The organism is Mesorhizobium sp. M0772 (assembly GCF_040320135.1).
Lineage (GTDB): Bacteria > Pseudomonadota > Alphaproteobacteria > Rhizobiales > Rhizobiaceae > Mesorhizobium.
Genome location: NZ_JAMYPB010000068.1, coordinates 1 through 24,698, shown reverse-complemented (window position 1 = coordinate 24,698; position 24,698 = coordinate 1). Strand labels below are relative to the sequence as shown.

General features: G+C 61.1%; 23 protein-coding genes. 12 read left to right on the top strand and 11 right to left on the bottom strand.

What is annotated here, in order from left to right; all coding sequences use genetic code 11:
• Nucleotides 1-515 precede the first annotated feature (515 nt).
• From NKI06_RS28275 to bluB, 4 genes are all read right to left on the bottom strand, one after another.
• A complete protein-coding gene (locus NKI06_RS28275) occupies nucleotides 516-770 on the bottom strand; it encodes a helix-turn-helix domain-containing protein (RefSeq protein WP_352559006.1) in 255 nt (84 codons plus the stop codon).
• A gap of 451 nt (nucleotides 771-1,221) precedes the next feature.
• Nucleotides 1,222-3,042, bottom strand: coding sequence for a glutamine--fructose-6-phosphate transaminase (isomerizing) (gene glmS / locus NKI06_RS28270; protein ID WP_352987759.1), 1,821 nt, complete (start codon nucleotides 3,040-3,042; stop codon nucleotides 1,222-1,224).
• Nucleotides 3,043-3,416: 374 nt separating this feature from the next.
• A complete protein-coding gene (locus NKI06_RS28265; protein WP_352559010.1) occupies nucleotides 3,417-3,683 on the bottom strand; it encodes a class I SAM-dependent methyltransferase in 267 nt (88 codons plus the stop codon).
• A gap of 241 nt (nucleotides 3,684-3,924) precedes the next feature.
• Nucleotides 3,925-4,560: a 5,6-dimethylbenzimidazole synthase gene (bluB, locus tag NKI06_RS28260; protein WP_023694898.1), complete on the bottom strand. Its 636-nt coding sequence runs from the start codon at nucleotides 4,558-4,560 to the stop codon at nucleotides 3,925-3,927.
• Between the two features lie 2,466 nt (nucleotides 4,561-7,026).
• Between bluB and NKI06_RS28255 the strand changes: the two genes are divergently transcribed.
• Nucleotides 7,027-7,782 (top strand): Crp/Fnr family transcriptional regulator, encoded by a 756-nt coding sequence (locus NKI06_RS28255; RefSeq protein WP_023731597.1) that lies wholly within the window; start codon nucleotides 7,027-7,029, stop codon nucleotides 7,780-7,782.
• Nucleotides 7,783-8,319: 537 nt separating this feature from the next.
• On the opposite strand, the gene NKI06_RS28250 is transcribed toward NKI06_RS28255, so the two are convergent.
• The 7 genes from NKI06_RS28250 to panB all read right to left on the bottom strand — a co-directional run bounded on the left by NKI06_RS28250 (nucleotide 8,320) and on the right by panB (nucleotide 13,595).
• Entirely contained in the window at nucleotides 8,320-9,294 is a 975-nt protein-coding gene (locus NKI06_RS28250; RefSeq protein WP_023708080.1) for a hypothetical protein, read from the bottom strand.
• A 170-nt stretch (nucleotides 9,295-9,464) separates the two neighbouring features.
• Nucleotides 9,465-9,875 (bottom strand): DUF2285 domain-containing protein, encoded by a 411-nt coding sequence (locus tag NKI06_RS28245; protein ID WP_023673629.1) that lies wholly within the window; start codon nucleotides 9,873-9,875, stop codon nucleotides 9,465-9,467.
• A 58-nt stretch (nucleotides 9,876-9,933) separates the two neighbouring features.
• Nucleotides 9,934-10,308 carry a transcriptional regulator domain-containing protein gene (locus NKI06_RS28240; protein ID WP_352461172.1) on the bottom strand — a complete coding sequence of 125 codons (375 nt, stop codon included), beginning with the start codon at nucleotides 10,306-10,308 and terminating at the stop codon, nucleotides 9,934-9,936.
• Nucleotides 10,309-10,330: 22 nt separating this feature from the next.
• On the bottom strand, nucleotides 10,331-10,963 hold the full coding sequence (locus NKI06_RS28235; RefSeq protein WP_352987758.1) for an acyl-homoserine-lactone synthase: 633 nt from the start codon (nucleotides 10,961-10,963) through the stop codon (nucleotides 10,331-10,333).
• A gap of 92 nt (nucleotides 10,964-11,055) precedes the next feature.
• Nucleotides 11,056-11,781: a LuxR family transcriptional regulator gene (locus NKI06_RS28230; RefSeq protein WP_352987757.1), complete on the bottom strand. Its 726-nt coding sequence runs from the start codon at nucleotides 11,779-11,781 to the stop codon at nucleotides 11,056-11,058.
• Nucleotides 11,782-11,874: 93 nt separating this feature from the next.
• The gene (gene panC, locus NKI06_RS28225) at nucleotides 11,875-12,738 is read right to left on the bottom strand and encodes a pantoate--beta-alanine ligase (RefSeq protein WP_023808077.1); all 864 of its coding nucleotides are present in this window, start codon (nucleotides 12,736-12,738) and stop codon (nucleotides 11,875-11,877) included.
• The gene (gene panB, locus NKI06_RS28220; protein WP_023707031.1) at nucleotides 12,735-13,595 is read right to left on the bottom strand and encodes a 3-methyl-2-oxobutanoate hydroxymethyltransferase; all 861 of its coding nucleotides are present in this window, start codon (nucleotides 13,593-13,595) and stop codon (nucleotides 12,735-12,737) included. The genes panC and panB overlap by 4 nt, the downstream gene beginning before the upstream one ends.
• Nucleotides 13,596-13,757: 162 nt before the next feature.
• Here panB and NKI06_RS28215 point away from each other — a divergent pair, with 162 nt between their 5' ends.
• The 11 genes from NKI06_RS28215 to NKI06_RS28165 form a co-directional block, all read left to right on the top strand.
• Nucleotides 13,758-14,726, top strand: a complete 969-nt coding sequence (locus tag NKI06_RS28215) for an NUDIX hydrolase (protein ID WP_352987756.1) — start codon at nucleotides 13,758-13,760, stop codon at nucleotides 14,724-14,726.
• 67 nt (nucleotides 14,727-14,793) lie between these two features.
• Nucleotides 14,794-15,768 carry a quinolinate synthase NadA gene (nadA, locus tag NKI06_RS28210; protein ID WP_352544302.1) on the top strand — a complete coding sequence of 325 codons (975 nt, stop codon included), beginning with the start codon at nucleotides 14,794-14,796 and terminating at the stop codon, nucleotides 15,766-15,768.
• Nucleotides 15,765-17,306, top strand: a complete 1,542-nt coding sequence (locus tag NKI06_RS28205; protein WP_352987755.1) for an L-aspartate oxidase — start codon at nucleotides 15,765-15,767, stop codon at nucleotides 17,304-17,306. The genes nadA and NKI06_RS28205 overlap by 4 nt, the downstream gene beginning before the upstream one ends.
• On the top strand, nucleotides 17,306-18,160 hold the full coding sequence (gene nadC, locus NKI06_RS28200; protein WP_352447893.1) for a carboxylating nicotinate-nucleotide diphosphorylase: 855 nt from the start codon (nucleotides 17,306-17,308) through the stop codon (nucleotides 18,158-18,160). Before NKI06_RS28205 ends, nadC begins: the two co-directional genes overlap by 1 nt.
• Before the next feature lie 92 nt (nucleotides 18,161-18,252).
• Nucleotides 18,253-19,266: a biotin synthase BioB gene (gene bioB / locus NKI06_RS28195; RefSeq protein WP_023727898.1), complete on the top strand. Its 1,014-nt coding sequence runs from the start codon at nucleotides 18,253-18,255 to the stop codon at nucleotides 19,264-19,266.
• A complete protein-coding gene (locus tag NKI06_RS28190) occupies nucleotides 19,263-20,414 on the top strand; it encodes an 8-amino-7-oxononanoate synthase (RefSeq protein ID WP_352987754.1) in 1,152 nt (383 codons plus the stop codon). Before bioB ends, NKI06_RS28190 begins: the two co-directional genes overlap by 4 nt.
• Complete coding sequence (bioD, locus tag NKI06_RS28185) at nucleotides 20,411-21,046, top strand: dethiobiotin synthase (protein WP_352793962.1); 636 nt, start codon at nucleotides 20,411-20,413, stop codon at nucleotides 21,044-21,046. Before NKI06_RS28190 ends, bioD begins: the two co-directional genes overlap by 4 nt.
• Nucleotides 21,046-22,311 (top strand): adenosylmethionine--8-amino-7-oxononanoate transaminase, encoded by a 1,266-nt coding sequence (locus tag NKI06_RS28180; RefSeq protein WP_352987753.1) that lies wholly within the window; start codon nucleotides 21,046-21,048, stop codon nucleotides 22,309-22,311. Before bioD ends, NKI06_RS28180 begins: the two co-directional genes overlap by 1 nt.
• The gene (bioZ, locus tag NKI06_RS28175) at nucleotides 22,308-23,291 is read left to right on the top strand and encodes a 3-oxopimeloyl-[acyl-carrier-protein] synthase BioZ (protein WP_352987752.1); all 984 of its coding nucleotides are present in this window, start codon (nucleotides 22,308-22,310) and stop codon (nucleotides 23,289-23,291) included. Before NKI06_RS28180 ends, bioZ begins: the two co-directional genes overlap by 4 nt.
• A 418-nt stretch (nucleotides 23,292-23,709) precedes the next feature.
• Nucleotides 23,710-24,006: a co-chaperone GroES gene (gene groES, locus NKI06_RS28170; protein ID WP_019863563.1), complete on the top strand. Its 297-nt coding sequence runs from the start codon at nucleotides 23,710-23,712 to the stop codon at nucleotides 24,004-24,006.
• Between the two features lie 63 nt (nucleotides 24,007-24,069).
• Nucleotides 24,070-24,698, top strand: a 629-nt coding sequence (locus NKI06_RS28165; RefSeq protein ID WP_352987751.1) for a TCP-1/cpn60 chaperonin family protein, incomplete at its 3' end; no start/stop codon positions are given.

Below are 24,698 nucleotides of genomic sequence, written 5' to 3'. Positions count from 1 at the left end.
GGGGGGCCCCCGCCCCCCCGCCCCCCCCCCCCCCGGGCGGCGGCGCCCCCCCCGCCTGGTGCTCCCAAGCGGGGCGGCCCCCCCGGGGGGGGGGGGGGGGGGGGGGGGGGGGGGCCCCCCCCCCCCCCCCCCCACGCCACTCACGAAGAGCGGCCCCTTTTCGTGGTTCGAACGCCCATAGTCAACCCGGAAACGTCAGGATGCCCGCCATGGTACTTTCAGAGCGGCGCGACTCGCCATGTTGGACGATTCAGCCTAGGAGTAGCCCCTCTCGTAGGCCGAGTTGATGCTCAAGCCAGCATCGCCTTGCCGAACTAGGAAGAGTTCGCCGTTACAATCCTTCGTCGCGAGCCGATGCCGTCGTGCACGTTTCGTAGCACTCCGGGCGGCTATATCGCTTGTTGTTCGGCGAGCTGCGCCAGAAGGCATTCGCATCAAATCGACTCAAGCGTCGACATCAGCCGCAAGCTTCACATCACAACAGCTAGTCCACCCATTGCAGATCATCCGACTGATCAGGCGGCGTCCGAAATGTCCAACTCCGACTCAAGAATTCCCATAGGTATGGAAAGCGATTTCGCTATCCGATCCCGATAGCCCTTGCTGTACCTCAGACCTCGCTCGATGTTTTGGATTTCCTCAGCGGCCAGCCCGCACGCGACCGCCAGATCGTCGATCGAATATCCAAGGTGCTCGCGATAAGCGCGGACGATGTGGGTTCCCTGGGACATAGCCGTCAAGACTGGTTCGGGAATGCGCGAATCCTTCATAAACATCTCCAAGAACTGGGAGCTCCCTCGGAGATTCCTCCCGAGGCGCACACCTAGCAAATAAAAAAAATGGTCGTCCATTCGGCCGAACCGGCCTCATGCATGGGATGGGCCGCTGAATTGGCCGGGCCGGAATATGGCGGCTCACCTGCTTCTGATCAAGTATCAAGGCTGCCCGTGCTGAGAGCCTGGTCGGCGTAGCGCATGCGACCTGCCATCCTTCGTGGACCATTCTCGCCGATGGCTTTCTTGAACAGCAACTCGAACTTTCGGCACGGACACTGCTTCCTTCGACAATCTCCGCCGGCGAGGCAGCGAAAAACCCGCTCGTAACCGCTACCGAGTTTCGCAATTGCAGCAAACAATGGTCATCTGGTTTCATCCGGGCTTCGGATCCAGACAAGGGGTACCGCTTTCCTGGAGGCGCATCGCCACCTGTACAGGTGCACAATCATTCGACTGTGACCGATTTTGCGAGATTGCGCGGCTGGTCCACATCCGTCCCCATGAAGAGCGCCGTGTGGTAGGCTAGAAGCTGTATCGGGAGCGAGAAGATCATTGGCGCGATAATCTCGTCGACAACCGGCAGCACGAGCGTGTGCATGGTTTCGAGTTTCGATACGGCTGCCCCTTTTTCATCGGTGATGAGGATAATCCGCCCTCCACGGGCAGCCACTTCCTGCATGTTGGAAACGGTCTTGTCGAAAAGACGGTCATGGGGCGCGATGACGATCACTGGCATGTTCTCGTCTATCAATGCGATCGGCCCGTGCTTCAATTCACCCGCTGCATAGCCCTCGGCATGGATGTAGGAAATCTCCTTGAGCTTCAGCGCACCTTCCATCGCTAGCGGGAAACTGGTGCCACGGCCGAGATACAGGACGTCACGACACTTTGACAGTTCGCGCGACAAGAACTCGATTTCCGGCTGGATGCTCTCGAGTACGTGGCCCATCACGCGCGGCAATTCGGCGAGGCTCCTGACGAGCTCCTGCAGCTCGTCTTCGGGGACGGTCCCGCGGGCTCTGGCGGCGCCGATGGCGAGTCCTGCTAGAACGGCAAGCTGGCAGGTAAAAGCCTTGGTAGAGGCGACGCCGATCTCCGGTCCGGCAAGGATCGGGAAAACCGTATCGGCCTCGCGAGCGATGGTCGATTCGCAGGCATTGACGATAGCGCCAATTTTCAGCCCACGCTCCTTGCAGTACCTCAATGACGCAAGCGTATCGGCGGTTTCGCCGGACTGCGAGATGAAAAGAGCCGCCGACTGCGGCGGCAACGGGATCTCGCGGTAACGGAATTCGGACGCAACGTCGATTTCAACCGTCAGGCGCGCATAGCGCTCGAACCAGTATTTTCCGATCAGTCCGGCGAAATAGGCGGTCCCGCAGGCAGAGATCGCCAAGCTCGGGACCTTGGCGAAATCAATGCCAGGAACCATGTCGCGACTGTCTATGATGTTAATGTAATGCTGGAGAGCATGGGCTATGACCTCGGGCTGCTCGTAAATCTCCTTCTCCATGAAGTGGCGATGGTTGCCCTTGTTGGCGAGATCGGCCGCGGCCGTGGAGATATGGCGCGGACGCTCGACGGGACGGCCGTCGACATCGAAGATATGGGCGCCCGAATTGCCGAGAACGGCCCAGTCGCCGTCGATGAGATAGGTAATTTCATTGGTGAAGGGAGCAAGGGCGATCGCGTCGGAGCCCAGGAACATCTCGCCGTCGCCGTGGCCGATCGCGAGCGGTGGTCCGTTGCGCGCCGCCGTGATGGTCGACGGTTCATCTTCGAAGAGGATGGCAAGCGCATAAGCGCCCTTGACGCGTTTCAGCATGGCACGCGTGGCCTCTTGCGGCCTCATGCCCTCTCGGCGGTATCTTGCCAAGAGATGCCCAACGACCTCGGTGTCGGTGTCGGTCTGGAACTCGGCGCCATCCGCCGCCAATTCGTCCTTCAGCTCGGTGAAATTCTCGATGATGCCGTTATGGACTACGGCGACACCGTCGCTAAAGTGCGGGTGCGCATTGCGTTCGGTCGAGGCCCCGTGGGTTGCCCAACGCGTGTGGCCGATGCCGACGTTGCCGCTCAGCGGCTCTTCCTTCAGTCGCGTCTCGAGATTGACGAGCTTGCCCTCGGCGCGCCGGCGGTGCAAGGCACCCTCGATGATCGTCGCAACGCCGGCGGAATCATAGCCGCGATATTCCAAACCCTTCAACGCGCCGATCAACCGATCCGACACCGGCTGTTGCCCAACGATGCCAACAATCCCGCACATGTTCGTCTCCGCATCTTTGCGGGCAGCACCAGCCCACGCGAGACGGATACCCGTCCGGCCGCTTTAAGTGGCGGCCTTGTAGTAGAATTCCATAATATTGGTAAAATTGATTGTTGTGATAACTACCATCCACCCGATGGATAGGTCGGCCGCTGTGGAGCCACGACCCAAACTTCTATTCGCGCCTGACGCTCTTATGAGGATCGCAAACTCACACCCGCGGCAGGATCACGGCCTCGGAAAGGCCAGGAGGCCTTGGACAGTGGACGGATGACGGGCCTGCGACCCCTTGTCAGGCAGTCGGCATCTAGGAGCATGGTGCCGCCGACTTGGGCATCGGCGATGGTCTGTCTTGGCGACAGCCTGAGTTCGCTTCAGGACCGTCGTCTTCTCGCGCGGCTGCCGGTGTCAGTTGACGATAACAAATGTCCGCCGGGGGCGAGCGCCTCGCGCACGGCACGTGCCAGCCGCGGTCGGTCCGGGACGCCGTCGAAGGCGTTGGCCGTGAAGACTCGACGGGGCGTGACACCAGAGTAGCGAGTTCGTAGCGCGTAGCCGGCGACGAATTCGCAATTGGTCGCGCCGACGCCGGTCAGCCGGCGCTGCGCGGCCTCCAGCTGGTCGGCGTAGTGCGACGACATGGCGGGCGATCGTGGCGATCGGCACAGCCGCCTCGCAACAGAGGTCGACCACCTCCATGCCCGGCTTCAGCCCGGTTGTCGCAAGCGCCATCTTCGCTGCGGTCGCGCTTGTCATGCTGCTCTTTCCTGGCCATTGCAAGAACACGAACCTCGGCTTCGGTCGGAATGGCAATGTGGCGAAGGGCGACCCGATCTGCGTCAAGCTCATCGCCAGGGAAGAGGCGAATGATGGGCAGCCCCACTACCGCCTGATCACCACCGGCGGCCGCCGATGTTCCCAGCATTCGCGTTCCAAGGTCGGCATGTCGTGCTCCTCGCTGGCATAGCCGAGGCAGAAATAGCCGATCAGCGTCCATTCGGGCGGCGTGTCGAGAATTTCGGCCATCTCGGTCGCATCGAGGATCGACACCCAGCCCATGCCGATGCCCTCCGCCCGTGCCGCCACCCACAGTGTGTGCACTGCCATGACGGCCGAATAGTCGATGGTCGCCGCCATGGTCATGCGACCGAGCCCATGGCCTTGTCGGGTCGTGCGGTCGGCGAAGACCGCGAATTGACAGGGCGCCTCGTCGAGCCCGGCAAGCTTCAGCCGGGCATAGAGTGCGGCGCGCTCTCCCGAAAAGCGCGTGAGCGCCTCGGCATTGCAGCGCTCGAAGCAGTCTCTCACGGCAGTGCGCCGCTTGAGGCTCTCGACGACTACGAAGCGCCAGGGCTGGCTGAGGCCAACGGAGGGCGCAATGCTGGCGAGCTCGAGCAGGCGTTCCAGCGTACCCTCTGGCAGAGCCGTCGGCTCGAAGCGCCGCACATCCCTGCGCCAGCGCAGCAGCGTGATCAGCTCGGAGCGAAAATCGTCGGTGAAATCTGGAGGTGACGGCATGGCGGTCTCGTTAGGTATGGATTGGCATTAGGGAGTACAGTGTGGACAGCCTCTGCCTATTGCCAAGCTGGCTTGTTGCGTCCGACAATCGCGTCATGCGACCCCAACCGCAAAGGATAGAAAAATCTTTCCTCGTGGGCGGCGCTATTACGATGCAATCGACCAAGCCAGTTTCGATCAGCTCGCACCGCGGTGAATCGTGTACCAGGCCGTTGCTAAATGCGCCATTGACACACTCAGGCGAACCCGTATCGCTCACCAGGCCTCGGAATGCAGAGAACGTCGGCCTGGAACGCGGAGACGGCGACAGGCATCTCAGCTTGCATATGGTCGTTCCTGCCGCACCGCCTGCAACTCAGTTTGCTTCCGACCACGTCGGCCTCGACGTCCCCGAAGATTCCCCAGGTCATTCGGCAGATACCATCGTCTGACGTCATAGCGCCGCAGCGGACAGCACCAGCTGCCCAGTTTCATTTGGTGCATCGCTGAGCTTCCAGTCGCCACCGCAATTTCGTCTTCCACCAGCGTCAGGCATGACCCAAATTGGAGCTCATCCCTCTCACAGTCGATTCGCGCTTGAACTATATGTTCTACTTTCGTTCACTGTTCGGACGACACATCAGAAAGAGCTGGAATGGAATCTATCATCAGCCCTCGACAGCCGCCAAAGGTGGCCTCTGTTCAAGCCCGCCGAAAAGTTTGGATGCCGTTCACAAGGGGAGAGCATTGGTGGGACCATGCCGGCACCATCTACCTCTTTGTTCTTCTCGGGGAACATCGCCCGGGCCAGTGGTCTCAATCGTGACCGGAGAGTAAAAATAACTGACGCGCATCAGGGCTCGCGCATGTGGAACGCGATGAGCATCCCAGTTACTGGCACATTCTACAATCAGCTACCAATTGACAAAACGTAAGGCAGGAGACGGTTGAGACGTGGAAGGTGTTCGACCGTCGTACCGCAGAGTCGCCATAAGTCGCATTTACGAGGTCCTGATATTTGATGCAAATGGCTGGGAACGTTGCTCACCCTCAACTCGGAGGTGACCGTTACCATCAACAGCGGATGGGCTGGTGCCGTCATGAAGTTGGAGGGCGACTTGCCTCCTCTAGCCGTTTTCGCAACCTATTCCGTCGCCGTCTCGGTCAAGATCATAGATATCGGTGCCTACGACAGAGACCGGCCCGTGTACGTATGCGGGACCATTGCCCTTTCCGGAGGAACAGTCGACATCGCTGGCGATTGGAACACAGGCGCCTGTGTAGTTAGGGTCGCAGGATTCTTGGCCATGAGCGCTGCTGATGAAGGACGCCAGACCCAGAGCGACCGCGCCTAGACAATGAAACCGCATCAAACACCCGCCAGCTAACACCCAAGAAATCTTAGCGGGCATTTTAGCTCCATGCAATATTAGCGCCGGCTTGGGCGCCTATATATGACCACCAAGCTCCAAAGAGATAAGTTATTGCCCCACTGCAATGATCAAGATCGCGTTGAGGGTCGCGCGATGGCGGGCTACTTGATTTCGGTTTGGCAGGTGCGTGGCCAAAGACCGACGCGTGCTGCCAGGCATATGCATCTTCGGCGGGGTTTGACTTTTGATATTGCTAGGCAGGAAGGTCGCTAGCTGTACAGACCAGCTTATTACCGAGGTCGAGAATCCTAGTACCGATCGGTGGTAGTGCATCCACAGCAGTCTGATTTGACAGCCGTCGTCGAGCCGGAGTTCGCATCGCCCTCTGCGGTGAGGCCTCCGTAAGCGTCTGCGACGACCGACAGAGTCGACAAGCACGCGCTTCGTTCAGCGCCCCGAAGTGATCATGGCTGAAAGCGGCCCTACAAGGGCGGCCGATAGTAGCCTTCAAGGCCTACAAGAGGCAAACGCTGTGGAATCGTGTGCAGGGCGAGGTCGGCGGCCCGGTCCCGAAGGAGCATAAGAAGAACAAGGCCGAATGGACGAAGCCGGGACTGGTCCGCCGGTCACGAGGTCGGAGGGCGAAGAGAAGCTGCGCCTCGCGAGGCTACGGATTTCTGGGAGGATAACCAAAGAGCGCGGCCAGTCTTAGGTATATTGTACGATTGTTACCCAAGCGGCGGCCGCATGGACTCTCATCATCTTGGAACTACATTGCCAGAATGGCACAGCTCTTTGAATCCGCCCCAATGAGCGCTTCATTTCAGATGATCGTGGACCACTATGAGACAGCGGTTTCACTCCAGGAGCGCATTGTAACTCGCGCTCGACAAGTCGGCTTGGCGACCAAAAGCGATGACGAATTTCTGGAGCATCTGAATGCCGCGTTAGAGCGGGTGCGCCAAAGCTTGGCTCGGGCCGATCAATGCAATTAAATTAAGAATGGGACATCCGCGGTCCGCAGGCATAGAGTGTGCCATCGACGGCAACTCCAAGGGCGTCCGTTGGCTGTGAGCGATCAACATGCTTCCGCCCCCAATAGGGAGAGGGAGCTATGACAGACTCCAGTTCACAAACTCACACTGCCGCGCAACGCGACACCGGCCAAAATTCGATCTATCGCAATTCGCTGCTGCTTCGAATGTGCTCGGCAGATTTGGCATTGCTGCAACCTCATTTCGAAAGCGTCTCCCTTGGGCTGAAGACGCATCTCGAAGTGGCGGGGTCACCAATCAGCACCGTGTACTTCTTCGAGAGCGGTCTCGGGTCAGTGGTGGGCGAGCTGCGGCCTGGTATCGAAGCTGAGATCGGAATCATTGGTTGTGAGGGCATGACCGGCTCAGCGCTTATCATGGGCGATGACCGGTCAACGCACGATTGTTACGTCCAATTAGAAGCCCGAGCCTTTGTTATCGACGCGGGCCTCTTCACCAAGGCGCTTCTGACAAGCCCAACCTTGCGAACCTTTCTGCTCCGCTACGTTCACTACTTTCACCTCCAGGCAAGCTTCACCGCGCTCAGCAATGCCCGGATGAACATAGTCGACAGGCTCTCAAGATGGCTGGTGATGTGTGATGATCGCGTCGACGGGAATAGCTTTGCGATTACGCACGAGTTCTTATCAGTTATGCTCGGTGTCAGGCGGCCCGGCGTCACCATAGCGCTGCAAACCTTGGAGGGCCAAGGTCTGATACGCTCAATGCGAGGAGAGGTAGTCATTCTTGATCGCGCGCGTCTAATTGCGCTGGCAGATGGGTCATATGGCAGGGCTGAAGCCGAATACGCTCGGCTAGTCGGCAAACTGCATTGATCGCAGGCGCCGCGGCGTCCGTAGCGCCGCGACGGTGATCGCCAACGAATGTGCTCGAACAGGAGATGGTCGATCTCCTGCATTGGAGTCACGTAAGCCGCCTAGACAGAGCCTTCACCGCCGACGTTGCCGAGCATCGGGATCCAAGACGAAGCTGTCATGCCGGCACCGCTGCATGCGCCGCGCGAGGAACAAACCGCCCCTCGCCTTCGTTCAGGATCCCGAAGCACGATACGGCTGTGCACCACCTTCCGGCCACTCAAAGGAGACCCGAGACGACTTGGTCCGTAAAGGAGGTTTCGAAGAGCATCTGAGGCTTCGCGCGGCAGGCGATATCGAGGAGGATCTCTTGGGCGCACTGCCATCTAACCTCGATTAAACAGGCACTGATGCGCTGGCTGGAGCAATGGCGAGACTCATTGCACCAGCCAAGTTCAGGGCATGTGCAGACAACCGCTTTTGGCCCGGAACAGATCGATTGGCGGCATAGCCTTATCTTCCCTCACAACGGGAAGGCTGTTTCGGGACTTTTCGAAATCAGCGGATCACAGGCTCGCCATGGAAGCGGCGGCGCGATGGAGGAGAAACGCCGAAGCCAACTTCCATCATCAGCCGTGGCCTGTGCGACGGCACGGTGCCCATATGGAACCCGAACGGATCCTCGACGAAACCGAAACCGGCCTTGCCGGTCAGCGTGACCGGACTCTGCTTGCCGTAGACGTCCAGAATCTCTTGCGCTGGATGGCCGACGACAAGCGTAAATTGGTGCTTGAGGGCGCGGCGATCATGGCTGCCGCGAACATAGATATGCGGGCCGGTCCCCTCGTCGACGGGCACCAGATAGAAAAAGAACTTCAGCATCCGCCAGTCGTCCAGGTCGAAGTGGTATTTGCCGAGCGAAGCCAGGTTCTTGTCCGCGTCCGACGCCTGGCCGGTCGGGAAGCTCCACCAGACGCGCGTCGTGATCAGCGTCGCCTGGCCGCCGAGATAGTGCGCCGCGATATCCATGAGCAGCGGATCGTTTTGGATGGCAACGGCCGACTTACAGCCCAGAATGCGCTCGAAATAATGGCCGCTGAGCAACGGACGGCCAAATCGCGCCTCAGCCTCCGCATGCTCCGCCGGCATGAACTCGAGTCGGCGATCGAAATTGCCGAAACAAGGTGTGCACCTGGCGAATGCGGCTACATCTTCAGCCACCATTGCAGGCAGGACAAGGCCGGGAAAAAGCCCATCCATCCGCAGCGCGTCGACAACGTCGTGGCAATTGACACCGGCAAACATCGTGTCCTGGGCTCTTTGCGGCCTTCGGACCGGCTTTGCACCACGCCAGTGCATTCTCCGTGCCGGCATGGTGCGCGCCAACATGAACATGGGCAGCCACGCCGGGTTCTCGCGAATATCCGACAGGTAGGTCGGAATGCGTACGGCTATGCGACGCAGCATGCTGCCGTTTCGCGCGATTGTCTCAAGGCTTGCAGCGCCGGCTTTGTCGGAGTTCATAACGGTCATCGGGGTCCTCAGGTCATGAATGCACTTATCGACGAAGTTGGGTCCCGGTGTTTCGCCGAAACCCGATTCGCCGCGGAAGAACTAGGCGCTTGCCACGTTTTGTGCAACGCACCATTGCAGTGAGAAAATGGAGGTTGCGCGTTCGTATAAGACAATCGCAACCACTCCAATTACCTCAGGAACTGTCTGTAGCCGCCGCCCATCAGGTAGCGGCCGCGTTGGATGGCGCGACGTACCTGATCGCGAAGATGGCCGCCTGGATGACGCCAATCTTCTTCGACACGGCGTCTCCCGAACAAGGCAATGGCGACCTCCTGATGAGATGCTCCCGCCAGCGAGCCATCCAAAGCCTGCAGTACAATACGCAGACGCGCTCCGCGGTGTTCCGGCGGAAAGCAAGCAGCTGACACGCGGCGGCAATCATTGATGTCGTTCAGGAACTGAAGGGCAGCGACATGGAACTTGAGGTGCTGCGGCTGAAGGATCGCGTCGACATATAGCCGCAACGGGCGGAGGACGGACGCACCGGAAACGGCGATCTGCAGACTCCGGCAGTTCTCCCTCAGCAGCACGTGCTGCATGCCCGCAGCTGTCAGCAGGATGTCCTTGCAGCATGAGAGCGAAGAAAGGTGAAGCGGTTCAAAATCGTGGTCGAGCCCCAGCGGCTCCGCGGCCGCTCGTAGAATACAGGCGCAATCGCGCGGATCCCAAAAGACCCTCGCCGATGTAGCGTCCGACTGTGGCGCGTCCGCGAAAAAGGAGGCTCCATTGTCTTAGGAAAGCTGATTCTGTCGTCAACTCGATTATCTTCATGTCGGCCTGGGTTCCGACAAAGCAGGCGGACGGTGCCATTTTGGCGTGGTCGCGCTGGAATTGTGGATTGCGCCGAAGAAACTCCCAGGCCCAGCCAGTGCGTGGCAATCGTCTGGCGTAGTGGTAAGCGTCCTGGCGACGCCAGTCCGGCCAGCATACAAGGCCGACCGTCGCTTCCTTGGGCAAACCAGCATCCTTCATGGCACAGGTGTCCACAATGGCGCTATGCTGACGGGCCTAGAACCGGTTGCCACAGTACCGGTCCGCTCAGACGTCCCCTGCTGCGGATGCGCAAAAGGCTCGCGTGGGAAATCTCGAGAAACCCAGCCACCGCCTCCGTTTTGCCGACGCACTTGGGTTCTCCGATGCGCGACAATGGCCACGTAGCAAGGCGGAGGATCCGCTCCATGCGCGTGTCCGTCACCGTTACGATCCGGGTCAGATCCTTGGCCAAGCCGAACTCGATCATGGCCGCGAAGAGCTCGTAGGTCGCCTGGGCCAGCCCGCCCGCTGCCTTGGGCGCCGACGGAGGAAGATCGAGCGCGAAACGACTGCTCTCCCATATGTCGGTGGTCGAGGGCACGACGTCAGCACCCAGCAGCACCGGGAAGGTGTCGCGCAACATTGTGGGTCCGGTGCTGGGCAAAAGACGCACGCAACCGCGAATTCGCCAGTCGGATCCTTTGAGGAGCAGATAGACAGGCTTGAGAGCATCAAACGGATCGGATTCCATCTGGTCTTCGGTATCAACTTCCCAATCGAGCCTTTCCTTGAACACCCGAAACCTGAGCCCGTGCATCTCTTTGAGCTCGCCTGCAAAATCACTGTAAGAGTCTGGTGCTATCAGTTGCATCATGGTCGCCTCCATGTGGGATGTGTTCCCGCCATCGAAGGGCAAAGCTGACAGCGATGCAGCCTGTAGAGGTTTACAGGTATCGTGGCTGAGAATCAGGATCTCGTCAGGCCGGAGGCAGCCATTCGTGCAACGGCTTGGTTGATCGTTCGAACGCCAAACTTTGCCTTGGCGTTTTCCAGATGAAAGGTCACGGTGCGCTTTGAGACGCCGAGAAGCTGGCTAGTATCCCAAGCCGACTTGCCGCGCGCCGCCCATTTCAGGCACTCGAACTCCCGCGGGGTGAGCGTTACACCATCCACCACGCGATGATCGGCGAGCCTTCGCCGGACATGGATATGAAAGTTGATGGCCACCAGCTGCAATGCTTTTTCGTAACGTGCCAGTGACCGCAACAGAGGCGGACGGGACTCGTCGGAAGCAAAGGTCAGGGCAGCAAACCGGCCGAGATGATCATGCATGGACATCGTCAGGCCGCCGCAGATGCCAAACTCAGCCGCACTCTCTAGAATTTGTTGCTGCGAATTCGGCAGACAGTGCCGAGCGCGATCCACACCCCAATCGAATGTATCCCAGCCTTGCAGCCCGCGCAGGATGACCGGATCGAGATTGTGGTACCGCTGTTGCAGATAACGTGACGTCCAGGATGAAGGATAGTTTGAAATCAATTGGGGGGCGTCGCCGGAGGCTGACGGGTAGGTGAAATAGGCGAATAGCGGGAAGTCGAAGCCGGCTGCAGCGGAGGCCATTGCCTCACAGAGATCGGCAGCATCAACACTTGCAGACAGTTGCTCGACGAAGTTCTCAAACACGCGATGCATGTGTCCTGTGCGCAACCTCCGTAACGCTCACTGCCAGGCAGAGACCTTGTTTTAGATGATCCCGGACGAATACGGCGCGTGCCGAGAACGTGGCTAATCTGTTGAACCAATCCGAAATAGTCTGACGTTGTCTATGAGCCGTGTGCCGCCGAGCCAGGCGGCGGCAAGCAACCGTGCCGGTCGATCGAGGCTTGTTATCGGCTGCAGATCTGCCTCATCGCGAAGTTCCAGGTATTCGACCTCGCGATAGCCTGCAGTCAGAATTGCTGCGCGAGATTCTGCAAGCGTTGGCATGATGGGTGAGCCGCGCTCAAGCCGCTCAGCCGTCTTGAGCAGGACCGATGATAGCTTGGGAGCAACAGCGCGTTCCGCTGGCGAGAGCCGCACATTGCGCGATGATAGCGCAAGACCGTCGGCTTCACGGACTGTCGGACAGGCAACAATGGTGATTGGAATATCCAGATCCCGGGCCATGCGCCTGACCAGGTGAATTTGCTGAAAGTCCTTTTCGCCAAAGAAGCCGAAGTCAGCGCTGGTCTGCAGGAAGAGCTTGGCGACGACGGTCGCCACGCCGTCGAAATGCCCCGGCCGGAATGTACCGCACAGGCCTTCGCTGACACCGCAAACCGAAACGGTGGTGGCGAAGCCCGCCGGATACATCTCCTCTGCATCTGGCGCATAAAGCAGGTGCGCGCCAACCGGTGCCAGTTTGGCGGCATCCTCGTTCTCGGTGCGGGGATACGCGGCAAGATCGGCCTGGCTGTTGAATTGCTTCGGGTTGACGAAGAGCGTCACTATCACACGGTCTGCCTTCTCGAGTGCAGCGCGCACCAGGCTGAGATGGCCCTCATGCAGGACGCCCATCGTTGGCACCAGGGCTATCCTCACACCTTCGCAGCGCCATGCGGCGACGCTTTCGCGAAGCTGGTCAACGCTCCTGACGATCGGCACGCTCACGCTGCTTCTCCGCTCTTGGTGGCGTCCGTGTCGGCGGGCTTGGGCGCATCGGCAAACACGTGCTCTGCGGCGGGAAACTGGCGCTCCTTCACCTCGCGCGCATAGGAAGCGATCGCAGCCGCAGCCGCCTCCCGGAGTTCAGCATAGCGCTTGACGAACTTGGGCCGGAAGTCGCCGAAGAGGCCCAGCATGTCGTCGACGACGAGAATCTGGCCGTCACAGGCTGCCGAGGCACCGATGCCAATGGTCGGGGTCGCCACCTCCTTGGTGATCCGGCGGGCGAGCGCCTCAGGAACCTTCTCCAGGACGACCGCAAAGGCGCCCGCTTCGCCCACCGCAATTGCGTCGCGCCTGATGCGCTCGGCATCCCCGCCCCTGCCCTGTACGCGGTAGCCACCGATGGTGTTGATGGCCTGCGGCGTCAATCCGACATGGGCCATGACGGGCACGCCGCGTGCGGCGAGGAAGCCGATCGTCTCTGCCATCGCTTCGCCGCCTTCGAGCTTGACGGCCGTGCAGCCGGTCTCGGCCATGACGCGCGCGGCATTGCGGAAAGCCTGCTCTGGGCTTTCCTCGTAGGAACCGAACGGCAGGTCGACCACCATCAGCGCCTGCTTGATGCCACGGCGCACCGCCTGGCCGTGCGTGATCATCATCTCCAGCGTGACACCGAGCGTCGAGGGCAGGCCGTGGAGAACCATGCCGACGCTGTCGCCGACGAGCACCACATCACAATGGGGATCGACAAGCCGGGCGACTGGGGTGGTGTAGGCGGTAAGGCAGACGAGCGGCGTCCCACCTTTGCGCGAACGAATATCCGGCGGTGTGATCGCCCTGGTGTCACCATAAGCGCTCATGGGACCCCCCTTCCCCTACGTTACCAGCTGCGGCTGTCGCCTTTGGCACATTTTTGTGCAGGTGCGAAGAGCAAAAAAATGGCCATGCAGCTGCGGGGTGTTGACGTGCCAATTGGCACGCTTACACTAAATCGATTAAGGTGCCCCCGAGCTGGCCAAATAATGGACGATCAGGCAATAGGACTCAGGAAAGACAGAGCCGCCGGCAAGGCCGACAACGTCAAAGTGGACTTGATCGCCTTTGTGGTCGCCGTAAACGGCAGTCAACCCTGTGTCCTCACCATCGGCCAGGCGGACACCTTGCCCTCCGGTCCCTTTGCGCTTGAGCACCGATCGCTGCAATCCGGCTTGAGGGGGTGGGTCGAGCAGCAAACCGGCCATCGGCTGGGGTACATTGAGCAACTCTACACGTTCGCGGATCGGGATCGCATCGGCGCCGAGCGCCAGCAGCGCGTCATCTCCATCAGCTATCTCGCATTGACGCGCAAGGAACAGGCAGCGGGCTCGCCCAAGTGCGGATGGCAGAGTTGGTATGAATATTTTCCATGGGAGGACCACCGCTCCGGCACGCCTGCGGTCGTGCTGGACGTTCTGCGGCCGCGCCTGATCGAATGGGCAAACGGCGTTGGCGATTCGGCCACGCGACGTGAACGCTGGCAGCGGGCGACGATAGCCTTTGGCTTCGACGACCGCCTTTGGAACGAGGAACTCACGCTTCAGCGCTATGAGTTAGTCTACGAAGCAGGCCTGGTCCATGAGGCCGTAAGAGGGCGGGACGCAGGACCCCCGCCGCTGGTGCCCAGCAAGTCCATGGTCGCCGATCATCGCCGCATCGTGGCGACCGGCATTGCGCGGCTGCGCTCCAAGATCAAATACCGCCCAGTCGTCTTTGAGCTGATGCCGCCGGTCTTCACGCTTTTGCAGCTGCAGCGAACCGTGGAGGCGCTCGCCGGCAGGCTCATCCACAAGCCGAACTTTCGACGACTGATCGAACAGCAGGAGCTGGTCGAGGAGACCGGAGAGGCCACCACTGAGACCGGCGGCCGGCCAGCGAAGCTTTTCCGTTTCCGCCACGCCGTTCTCGACGATAGGCTCATCGCCGGGACAAAATTGCCGCTGGCGCGGGGTTGACATCCCTTATACTCACAGCAAGTATATGCTGGTTATTTTCAGTTAGAGTATAAGCGGGAGGGGGTCTATGGGCGCCATGCTGCCTACGGCCGCGTTGCTCTACGAGCGCGTCCGACGAGTGATCCCGCCGATCGAATGGCCGGCTTTCGCCGAGGATATCGAGGCGATCCTTGCGCTGAAGCGCGAGCGCAACGCGATCATCCTGGCGCACAACTATCAGACGCCCGAGATCTTCCACTGCGTGGCCGACATCGTCGGCGACAGCTTGGCACTAGCCCGCACGGCCGCGACGGTCGAGGCGCAAGTCATCGTGCTGGCCGGCGTCCATTTCATGGCCGAAACGGCCAAGCTCCTTAATCCGGGCAAGACCGTGCTCATTCCGGATCTCAGCGCCGGTTGCTCGTTGGCGGACTCAATCACGGCAGAAGACGTGCGCTTGATGCGCCAGCGTTATCCCGGCGTTCCGATCATCACTTATGTAAATACGTCCGCCGAAGTGAAGGCCGAGTCGGATATCTGCTGTACATCCGGCAACGCCAAGGCGGTCGTCGAATCCCTTGGGGTTCCCCGGGTGATCATGTTGCCGGACGAATATCTGGCCCAGAATATCGCCGCCCAGACAGATGTGCAGATCATCGCCTGGAAAGGGCGTTGCGAGGTGCATGAGCGCTTTACACCGGCCGACATCCGCGAGTTACGCGAAAGCCATCCCGGCGTGGTCGTGCTCGCCCATCCCGAATGCCCGCCCGACGTCGTGGCTGAAGCCGATTTTTCCGGCTCGACGGCTGCCATGTCCGACTATGTCGAAAGGCAAAGGCCGCCACGTGTCGTGCTGATGACGGAATGCTCAATGAGCGACAACGTCGCGTTAGCGCACCCAGAGGTCGAGTTCATCCGGCCCTGCAATTTGTGCCCGCATATGAAGCGGATCACGCTTGCCAACATCCGCACGGCGCTCGAGCAGAACCACCATGTCGTAACCGTCGAACCCGGGATCGCCGGGCGCGCGCGGCTAGCGGTCGAACGGATGCTGGCAGTTTGAGCGCCGACCCCCGCAGCTTCTTCGGGCGGCCCATCATCATCGGCGGCGGCATCGCCGGACTGATGATCGCGCTTCAACTGTCGCCGGAGCCGGTGCTTCTTCTGTCAAGGTCGCTGCTGGGAGCTGACAACTCGAGCACCTGGGCCCAGGGGGGCCTGGCTGCAAGTTTCGGCGAAGACGACGATCCGGCAATGCACCTGGCCGATACGGTTGCCGCCGGGGATGGTCTCTGCGACAGAGCCGTGGCGAGCCGCATCCTCCAAGCCGCGCCCAAGGCCATAGAGGGGCTTGCGGGCTTTGGGGTTCGCTTTGACCGCACGCCGGAAGGATCACTGTGCCTCGGATTGGAGGCCGCACACAGCCGACGTCGCATCGTTCATGCGCATGGGGACGGCACCGGGCGTGAGATCATGCGTGCGCTGATCGCGGCTGTGCGTTCCACTCCGTCGATAGTTGTCGTGGAGGGCGTGGAAGCGCGCCGGCTCGCCGTGCGAGAGAATGCGATCCGAGGCGTCTGGGCGAGCTGTTCGATCGCACCTTTCTTCTTCGGCTCACGGCGGGTCGTCCTCGCCACCGGTGGCATCGGGGGACTGTTTTTCGACACCACGAACCCTTGGGGCAGTTGCGGACAAGGCCTTGCGCTTGCGGCCCGCGCTGGAGCTGTCCTAGCCGACCTCGAATTCATCCAGTTCCACCCGACCGCGCTTGACGGCCCAGAACGCCCAATGGCGCTGGTCAGCGAGGCTGTGCGAGGCGAAGGTGCTGCCCTGATCGATGAAACCGGCCAGGCTTTTCTCCAGAGCGTGCCAGGGGCGGAACTTGCGCCTCGCGATGTCTTGGCCCGCGCCGTGTGGAACCACCTTGCGGACGGCCACCATGTTTTTCTCGATGCCCGACAACGGCCAGGCCCGGCATTCGCTCGACATTTCCCGACAATCGCATCAGCCTGCCTTGGAGCGGGCATCAATCCCGCGCGCGATCTCATCCCCATTCGTCCGGCCCAACACTACCACATGGGTGGCGTTGCCGTGGACAGCTCGGGCAGGACCTCCGTCAAGGGGCTGTGGGCCTGCGGCGAAGTCGCTTCGACAGGACTGCATGGCGCCAACAGGCTCGCCAGCAATTCCTTGACCGAGGCAATCGTGTGCGCCCGCTGGGTCGCTGAAAGCGTCGCCGGAACGCCTGCGCGCAGAACAAGGCCTGCGTTTGCGAACGTCTACCCACCGCCCGCTCCGATAGCCGTGCGCGTTTTTCTGTCGCGCGCACTCGGCATCGTCCGGGATGGTCAAGGGTTGAAAGCAGCCGCGCGTGCCTTATTGCCGCTCGCCGAAAGCAAGGATGCGGTCTCGGATCCGGCGGCTGTCGGGCTAATGATTGCTGTTGCCGCCTTGTTGCGCGAAGAAAGCCGCGGCGCTCATTACCGGACAGATTTTCCTCATCATGCGACTGCCGCCCGACGGTCCGAAATCACGCTCGAAGCCGCCTTGGCGGCTGCGCGGGAACTCGGACACTCGCCAAGCTCCGAAGGTGCAAAGTGATGATGCTCTCACCGCTCCCCACGGTCCTGCTTGAGCCGCTTGTACGGGCATCTCTTCTTGAAGACCTTGGCAGAGCCGGCGACTTGACCACGGACGCCATCGTCCCGAAGGAATACCAAGCGGGAACCGTGTTGGTGGCGCGACAGTCCGGAGTTGTCGCCGGCATCGATCTGGCGATGCTCGCTTTCGGCATGATTGATCCTGGTGTCGAAATCTCCGTGGAGCGGACAGACGGCTGCAATGTCGTGGATGGAGAGGTCATTGCATCAGTGGTTGGCCCGGCCCGAGCCATTCTCACAGCGGAAAGGACGGCACTCAATTTTTTGTGCCATCTGAGCGGCATCGCCACAGCAACGGCATCGATCGTCGCTGCGGTTCGTGGATATGGCGCGAAGATCGTCTGCACCCGCAAGACAACGCCCGGATTGCGGGCAGTCGAAAAGTATGCCGTGCGCGCAGGTGGCGGGTCCAATCACCGCTTCGGCCTGGACGATGCAATTTTGATCAAGGACAACCACATCGCCATCGCAGGCGGCGTCCGGCCAGCGCTCGAGCGAGCACGAAGAGCGGCCGGTCATCTCGTCAAGATCGAAGTCGAAGTCGATACTCTGGCCCAGCTGGAGGAGGTACTTGGCTTCGCTCCCGATGCGGTTCTGCTCGACAACATGTCCCTCCCCGATCTTCGCCGCGCCGTCGCAATGGTCGGTGGCCGCGCTATCACCGAGGCTTCTGGCGGGATCACGTCGCATACAGCGCGAGCGGTTGCCGCGACCGGCGTTGATCTGATTTCGGTCGGCCGACTCATCCACAGCGCGCCGATCCTGGATATCGGCCTCGACCATCGGGGCTCATGATTGTTTGAGTAACGAACAGGATCGGGTCAACTGTCCTTTCCGATCATCATAGTCAGATAGCAAAGACCCGCAAGACAGACCGGAGGAACAGCATGGAGATGCAAACGACAAGTTCAACGCAGACATCGCCGCACGCTCAATCGCCTGACCCGCCTGACGCTGGAGCGTGGACCCTGGAAAAGGCTCAGGCACTTTACCATGCCCCCTTCAACAATCTCCTCTTCCTGGCGCAGACCGTGCACCGCCAGAATTTCGATCCAAACAAGGTCCAGCTCAGCCGGCTGCTCAGCATCAAGACCGGAGGATGCCCGGAGGATTGTGGCTATTGCAGCCAGTCGGCGCGTCACGAAACCGGGTTGGAGGCGTCCAAGCTGATGGATGTCAGGCGCGTCATCGCCGAAGCGACCAAGGCGCGTGATGCCGGCGCCACCCGTTATTGCATGGGCGCGGCCTGGCGAAACCCCAAGGCGCGCGACATGGATGCGGTGGTGGCGATGGTCGAAGGCGTCAAGGCGCTGGGCCTGGAGACCTGCATGACACTCGGCATGCTCGATCTTGAGCAAGCCGCTCGACTGAAGCAGGCGGGTCTCGACTACTACAACCACAACATCGATACGTCAGAACGCTACTATAGCGAGATCATCGGTACGCGGAGCTTTGCCGAGCGGCTCGAGACGCTCGAGCACGTTCGCAAATCCGGCATCAAGGTCTGCTGTGGAGGCATTGTCGGCATGGGCGAGGAGCCGGTGGACCGGATCGACATGCTGGTGACGCTGGCCAATCTCCCGGAACATCCGCAAAGCGTTCCGATCAACATGCTGATCCCGATCGCCGGTACGCCGCTTGCAGACGCCAAGCCCATTGAGCCGATCGAATTCGTGCGCGTGATCGCGCTGGCGCGCATCATGATGCCGAAATCGCATGTCCGTCTGTCCGCCGGCCGCACCGCGATGACCGACGAGATGCAGGCGCTGTGCTTTTTTGCCGGCGCCAACTCGATCTTCTTCGGCGACACGCTGCTGACGGCGGACAATCCCGGTGAGGACAAGGATACCCTGCTGTTCCGGCGCCTTGGCATCGATCCGATGGAACTCGAGGCGCAATGAACGGGGCGCCGCTTGCCCGTTTTGATGCGACCTTGCAGGGACTAGCGCGCAAGGACCGGCTGCGGACGCTTTCGCCCCGCGCCGGGCTGGACTTCTCGTCGAACGACTATCTCGGGCTGGCCGCGTCCAGAAGACTTGGCGATGCGGTTGTGGCGGCGATTGCGCGGGGCACGCCGGTTGGCGCCACCGGGTCGCGGCTGTTGCGCGGCAATGCACCGGAACACGAGCAGCTCGAGGCAGATGCGGCGGCATTCTTTGGAGCCGACCGCGCGCTGTTCTTCGGCAGCGGCTACATCGCCAACTTCGCTCTGCTGAGTGCCCTGCCGCAGAAGGGCGATCTTTTGGTCCTCGATGAGCTCGCCCATGCCAGCATGCATGAGGGTGCGCAGGCCGGGCACGCACAGTTCGTGCTGGCCGCGCACAACGACGCCACCGCTGTCGAGGATGCGATTACACGGTGGCGCGTCGCAGGCGGCATGGGATGCGTCTGGATCGCGGTGGAAAGCCTTTACAGCATGGATGGCGACTGCGCGCCTTTGGAGAGCCTGGTCGCGCTTGCCGATCGGCACGGCGCATTCATCGTCATTGATGAGGCGCATGCCACCGGCGTCTGGGGACCGGACGGCCGGGGGCTTGCCGCCGCTTTCGAGGGCCGAGACAACATCATAGCGCTCCACACCTGCGGCAAGGCGCTCGGCGCATCTGGTGGGCTCGTGACCGGGCCGAGGGCACTGTGCGAATATCTGATCAACCGTTGCCGGGCATTCATCTACGCGACCGCGCCATCGCCACTGATGGCGGTCGTGGCGCGCGAGGCACTCGCAATGCTCGCCGACGAGCCTATGCGGCGTGTTCAGCTGCATGAACGCGTCGCCAGCGCCGGCCGGTTGGTCAATCGCTGTGGTGTGACACCAAGTGGCTCTCAGATCCAGCCCTTAGTAATCGGCGATGTCAGGCGCACCATGGCGGTGGCGGCGCGCCTGCAGGCCCGCGGCTTCGACATACGCGGCGTTCGTCCTCCGACCGTGCCCGAGGGCACGTCGCGGCTGCGCATCTCACTGACGCTCAATATTGGCGAAGCCGACATTTCCGCCATGGTCGAGGCGCTGGTCGAGGTGTTGGCCCAAACATCACCGGAGGCGATATGACCCAACGCATCGTCATCACCGGAACGGATACCGGAGTTGGCAAGACCGTGTTTGCGGCTGGGCTCGCCGGTTTGCTGGACGGCTTTTACTGGAAACCGGTGCAATCGGGCCTCGACGGCGAGACCGACAGCGAGGTTGTCGCGCGGCTTGCCGGCTTGCCCTCAGAGCGCGTGCTGCCGGAAGCCTACCGCTTGCAGAGCCCGCTGTCGCCGCATCGTTCGGCCGAGATCGACGGCGTGGCGATCAAGGCTGCCGATCTTGCTTTTCCCGTCCTACCGACGCCGCTCGTCATCGAAGGCTCCGGCGGCCTAATGGTGCCGCTCAACCGGCGCACAAGGTTAATCGACATCTTCGCTGAATGGCGGCTGCCCGTTATTCTGTGCGCCCGCACCACACTCGGCACCATCAACCACACCTTGCTATCGGTCGAGGCGCTCCGCGCACGCTCCATCCCGTTGGCGGGCATCGCTTTCATCGGCGATGAGATGGCCGATACGCAACGGACCATCGTGGAATTCAGCGGTGCGCCGCAGCTCGGCAGGCTGCCGCACCTCGATGTGCTGACGGGCAAAACACTGAGGGACGCAATGGTTGCCGGCTTCGCCTTCGCCTCGATTACTGGAGGTGACTGATGTCGCAGTCTCATGTGTGGCATCCCTTCACCCAGCACGCGCTCGAGCCTGCGATCCCAGAAATCGTCCTGACTGAGGGCGCCTATCTCCACAGGGCCGACGGCGCCCGCATCCTGGACGCCATCTCCTCCTGGTGGGTCGTCACACATGGCCACCGCCATCCCCGCATCATGAAGGCAATCGAGACAACCGCGTCGAGCCTCGACCAGATTATCTTTGCGGGCTTCACGCACGAGCCGGCAGAGCGCTTGGCCAAGGCGCTTGTCGGCCTCGCTCCCGCTGGACTCGACTGGGTGTTCTATTCCGACAGTGGCTCGACCTCAGTCGAAGTCGCGCTGAAGATGGCGCTCGGTTATTTCCGCAACATCGGCGCGCCGCGCTCGCGCATCGTCGTCATGGAGCACAGCTATCATGGTGACACGATTGGAACGATGAGCGTCGGTGCGCGTGGCGTGTTCAACGCCGCCTATGAACCCTTGCTGTTCGAGGTCGACATCATCCCCTTTCCGGCCGCGGGGCACGAGCAGGAGACGCTGGATCGTTTCGAGGCTGTGACCCGCGATCGACGAGCCGCAGCCTTGATCGTCGAGCCGCTGGTGCTGGGCGCCGGCGGCATGCTGATGTATCCAGCATCGGTTCTGGCCGAATTGAAGAAGATCACTGAGGCCTCCGGCTCGCTGCTGATCGCCGACGAGGTGATGACCGGCTGGGGACGCACCGGAACCATGTTCGCCTGCGAGCAGGCATCGATTTCTCCAGATATCCTGTGCACCTCCAAGGGCTTGACCGGCGGCACCATCCCGCTGGCCGTAACGCTTGTCACCGATGCCATCTTCCGGGCGCACTATTCCGAGGACCGGAAGAAGACGTTTTTCCATTCGAGCTCCTACACCGCCAATCCGATTGCCTGTGCGGCAGCACTCGCCAATGTCGAGATCTGGCGTGACGAGCCAGTGGCCGGGCGGATCACGTCCTTGAGCGTGATGCAGGCCGTCGGGCTGCAACGCTTTCGGGACAATCCATATTTTGCCGACTGTCGAGCCACGGGAACGATCGCGGCGCTCGACCTGCGAACCGGTTCAGCAGGTTATCTCGCCGAGATTGGTCCGAAGCTGCGCGCTTTCTTCCTCGAGCGCGGCCTGCTTGTGCGCCCGCTCGGCAATGTCCTCTACCTTCTGCCACCCTATTGCATCGCAGGCGACGAGCTCGAACGACTCTATGACGCCATCGAGGAGGCCGGGGAACGCTTCGGGTCAAGGCCATGAGCAAGTCGTCGCGCATTCTCGGACTTGGCCATCACGTGCCTGGGCGCAAGGTGGCCAATGCCGAGATCGAGAGCAATCTCGGCCTCGAGCCGGGCTGGATCGAAAGGCGTACCGGAATCCGTTCGCGCTTCTGGGCAACGGACGAAGACACGCTGTCGGGTCTTGCCACCCGGGCTGGCGACATGGCGCTGGTGAACGCCGGTATTGCGCGCCACGACATCGGTCTGCTGTTGCTTGCCACCTCGACGCCCGACCATCTTCTGCCGCCAAGCGCGCCGCTGGTCGCACACAAGCTTGGCCTTGGCCGCGCCGGCGCGGGCGAGCTCCCCGGCGCCGGCGCCGGCTTCATCTATGCGCTCATGTTTGCGGACGGGTTCACCCGCCTGCATGGCAAACCAGCGCTGGTCATCGCCGCCAACATCCTCAGCCGCCGCATCAACCCAGCCGAGCGCGCGAGCTCAGTCCTGTTCGCCGATGCCGCCGGCGCCCTGGTGATCGGTCAGTGCGATGATGCTGATCGGGGCATTCTCGGTGCCTCGGTGGCTTCGGACGGCTCGCGCTACGGGCTGATCCAGATTCCCGCAGGAGGAAGCAACACGCCGTTCCATGGCGACCTCGACCTCGGGCAGACCCGGATGACGATGACCGACGGGCCCGAAGTGTTCGCAAAGGCCGTCGAGATGATGACCGATTGCTCGACAGCCGCGCTAGCCACTGCGGGAGTGCGGCCACACAATGTCGGCCGGTTTGTGCCGCATCAGGCCAATACTCGGATTTTCGGCGCGGTCGGAAGGAACCTCGGCATTGCGGACCAAGCAATTGTCAAGACGATTGCCAAATACGGCAACTCTTCGGCCGCGACGGTCCCGCTGTCGCTCTCGCTCGCCAACCAGATGAAGCCATTCCAGCCAGGAGAGAAAATCCTTCTGGCGGCGGCGGGTGCGGGTCTCAGCGGCGGCGCTCTCGTGGTTGGAATCTAGCCGGCCGGCTCACGCGCGCAGGACTGGTCATGAATGGCAATAGGAGCAACAGAACCAATGCCAAAAAATGGCCTTCTGAAGCTCGACATGACCAAGCTGACGCAGCACCACCCGTGCGAGCCTCTGGATGAGTTCAAATGCAACACCCGTTGCACCAATCGTACCATCTGAATAAAGCTCAATTACAAAGGGTGAGCCGCCCCATATATGTCGGATACCCGACATTGTTCACATAAAAGGCTCGATGCTTACACGCTCTTTGCTGTCTTCTCTTTTCTCTTTGCTCTTTGCTCTTCCGTCTTGACTAGCAGGAGCCTGCGGCTTATCTCATTGCCGCGTTAGCACTCGCTTCGGCTGAGTGCTAGGCATGCTCCGGCAACGGAGCACCGTTCAACATCCGCACCAAGGAAATCCAAAAATGGCAAAGTCGAATTTCCGGCCGCTGCATGACCGCGTGGTCGTACGCCGGGTCGAATCCGAATCCAAGACCGCCGGCGGGATCATCATCCCGGATACGGCAAAGGAAAAGCCGCAGGAAGGCGAGATCATCGCTGTCGGCTCCGGCGCTCGCGACGAAGCCGGCAAGCTGGTCCCGCTGGACGTCAAGGCCGGCGACCGCATCCTGTTCGGCAAGTGGTCGGGCACCGAAGTCAAGCTCAATGGCGAAGACCTTCTGATCATGAAGGAATCCGACATTATGGGCATCATCGGCTGATTATCGGCCTCACCGTCAACTAATTTCGGGCTTGATCGCAAGCCCCCTGCCAGGAGCTAAAAAATGGCTGCCAAAGACGTAAAATTCTCCCGCGATGCCCGTGAGCGCATGCTTCACGGCATCAACATCCTCGCCGATGCGGTGAAGGTGACCCTCGGTCCCAAGGGCCGCAACGTCGTCATCGACAAGTCGTTCGGCGCACCGCGCATCACCAAGGACGGCGTCACCGTCGCCAAGGAAATCGAACTTTCCGACAAGTTCGAAAACATGGGCGCGCAGATGATCCGCGAAGTTGCTTCGAAGACCAACGACATCGCCGGTGATGGAACCACGACCGCGACCGTCCTGGCGCAGTCGATCGTCCAGGAAGGTAACAAGGCGGTTGCCGCCGGTATGAACCCGATGGACCTGAAGCGCGGCATCGACTTGGCCGTGACCGAAGTCGTCGCGGCTCTCGGCAACGCTGCCAAGAAGATCAAGACCTCCGAAGAAGTTGCCCAGGTCGGCACGATCGCCGGCAATGGCGACGAGTCGGTCGGCAAGATGATCGCCGAAGCGATGCAGAAGGTCGGCAACGAAGGCGTCATCACGGTTGAAGAAGCCAAGACCGCCGAGACCGAGCTGGAAGTCGTCGAAGGCATGCAGTTCGACCGCGGCTATCTCTCGCCCTACTTCGTCACCAACGCCGACAA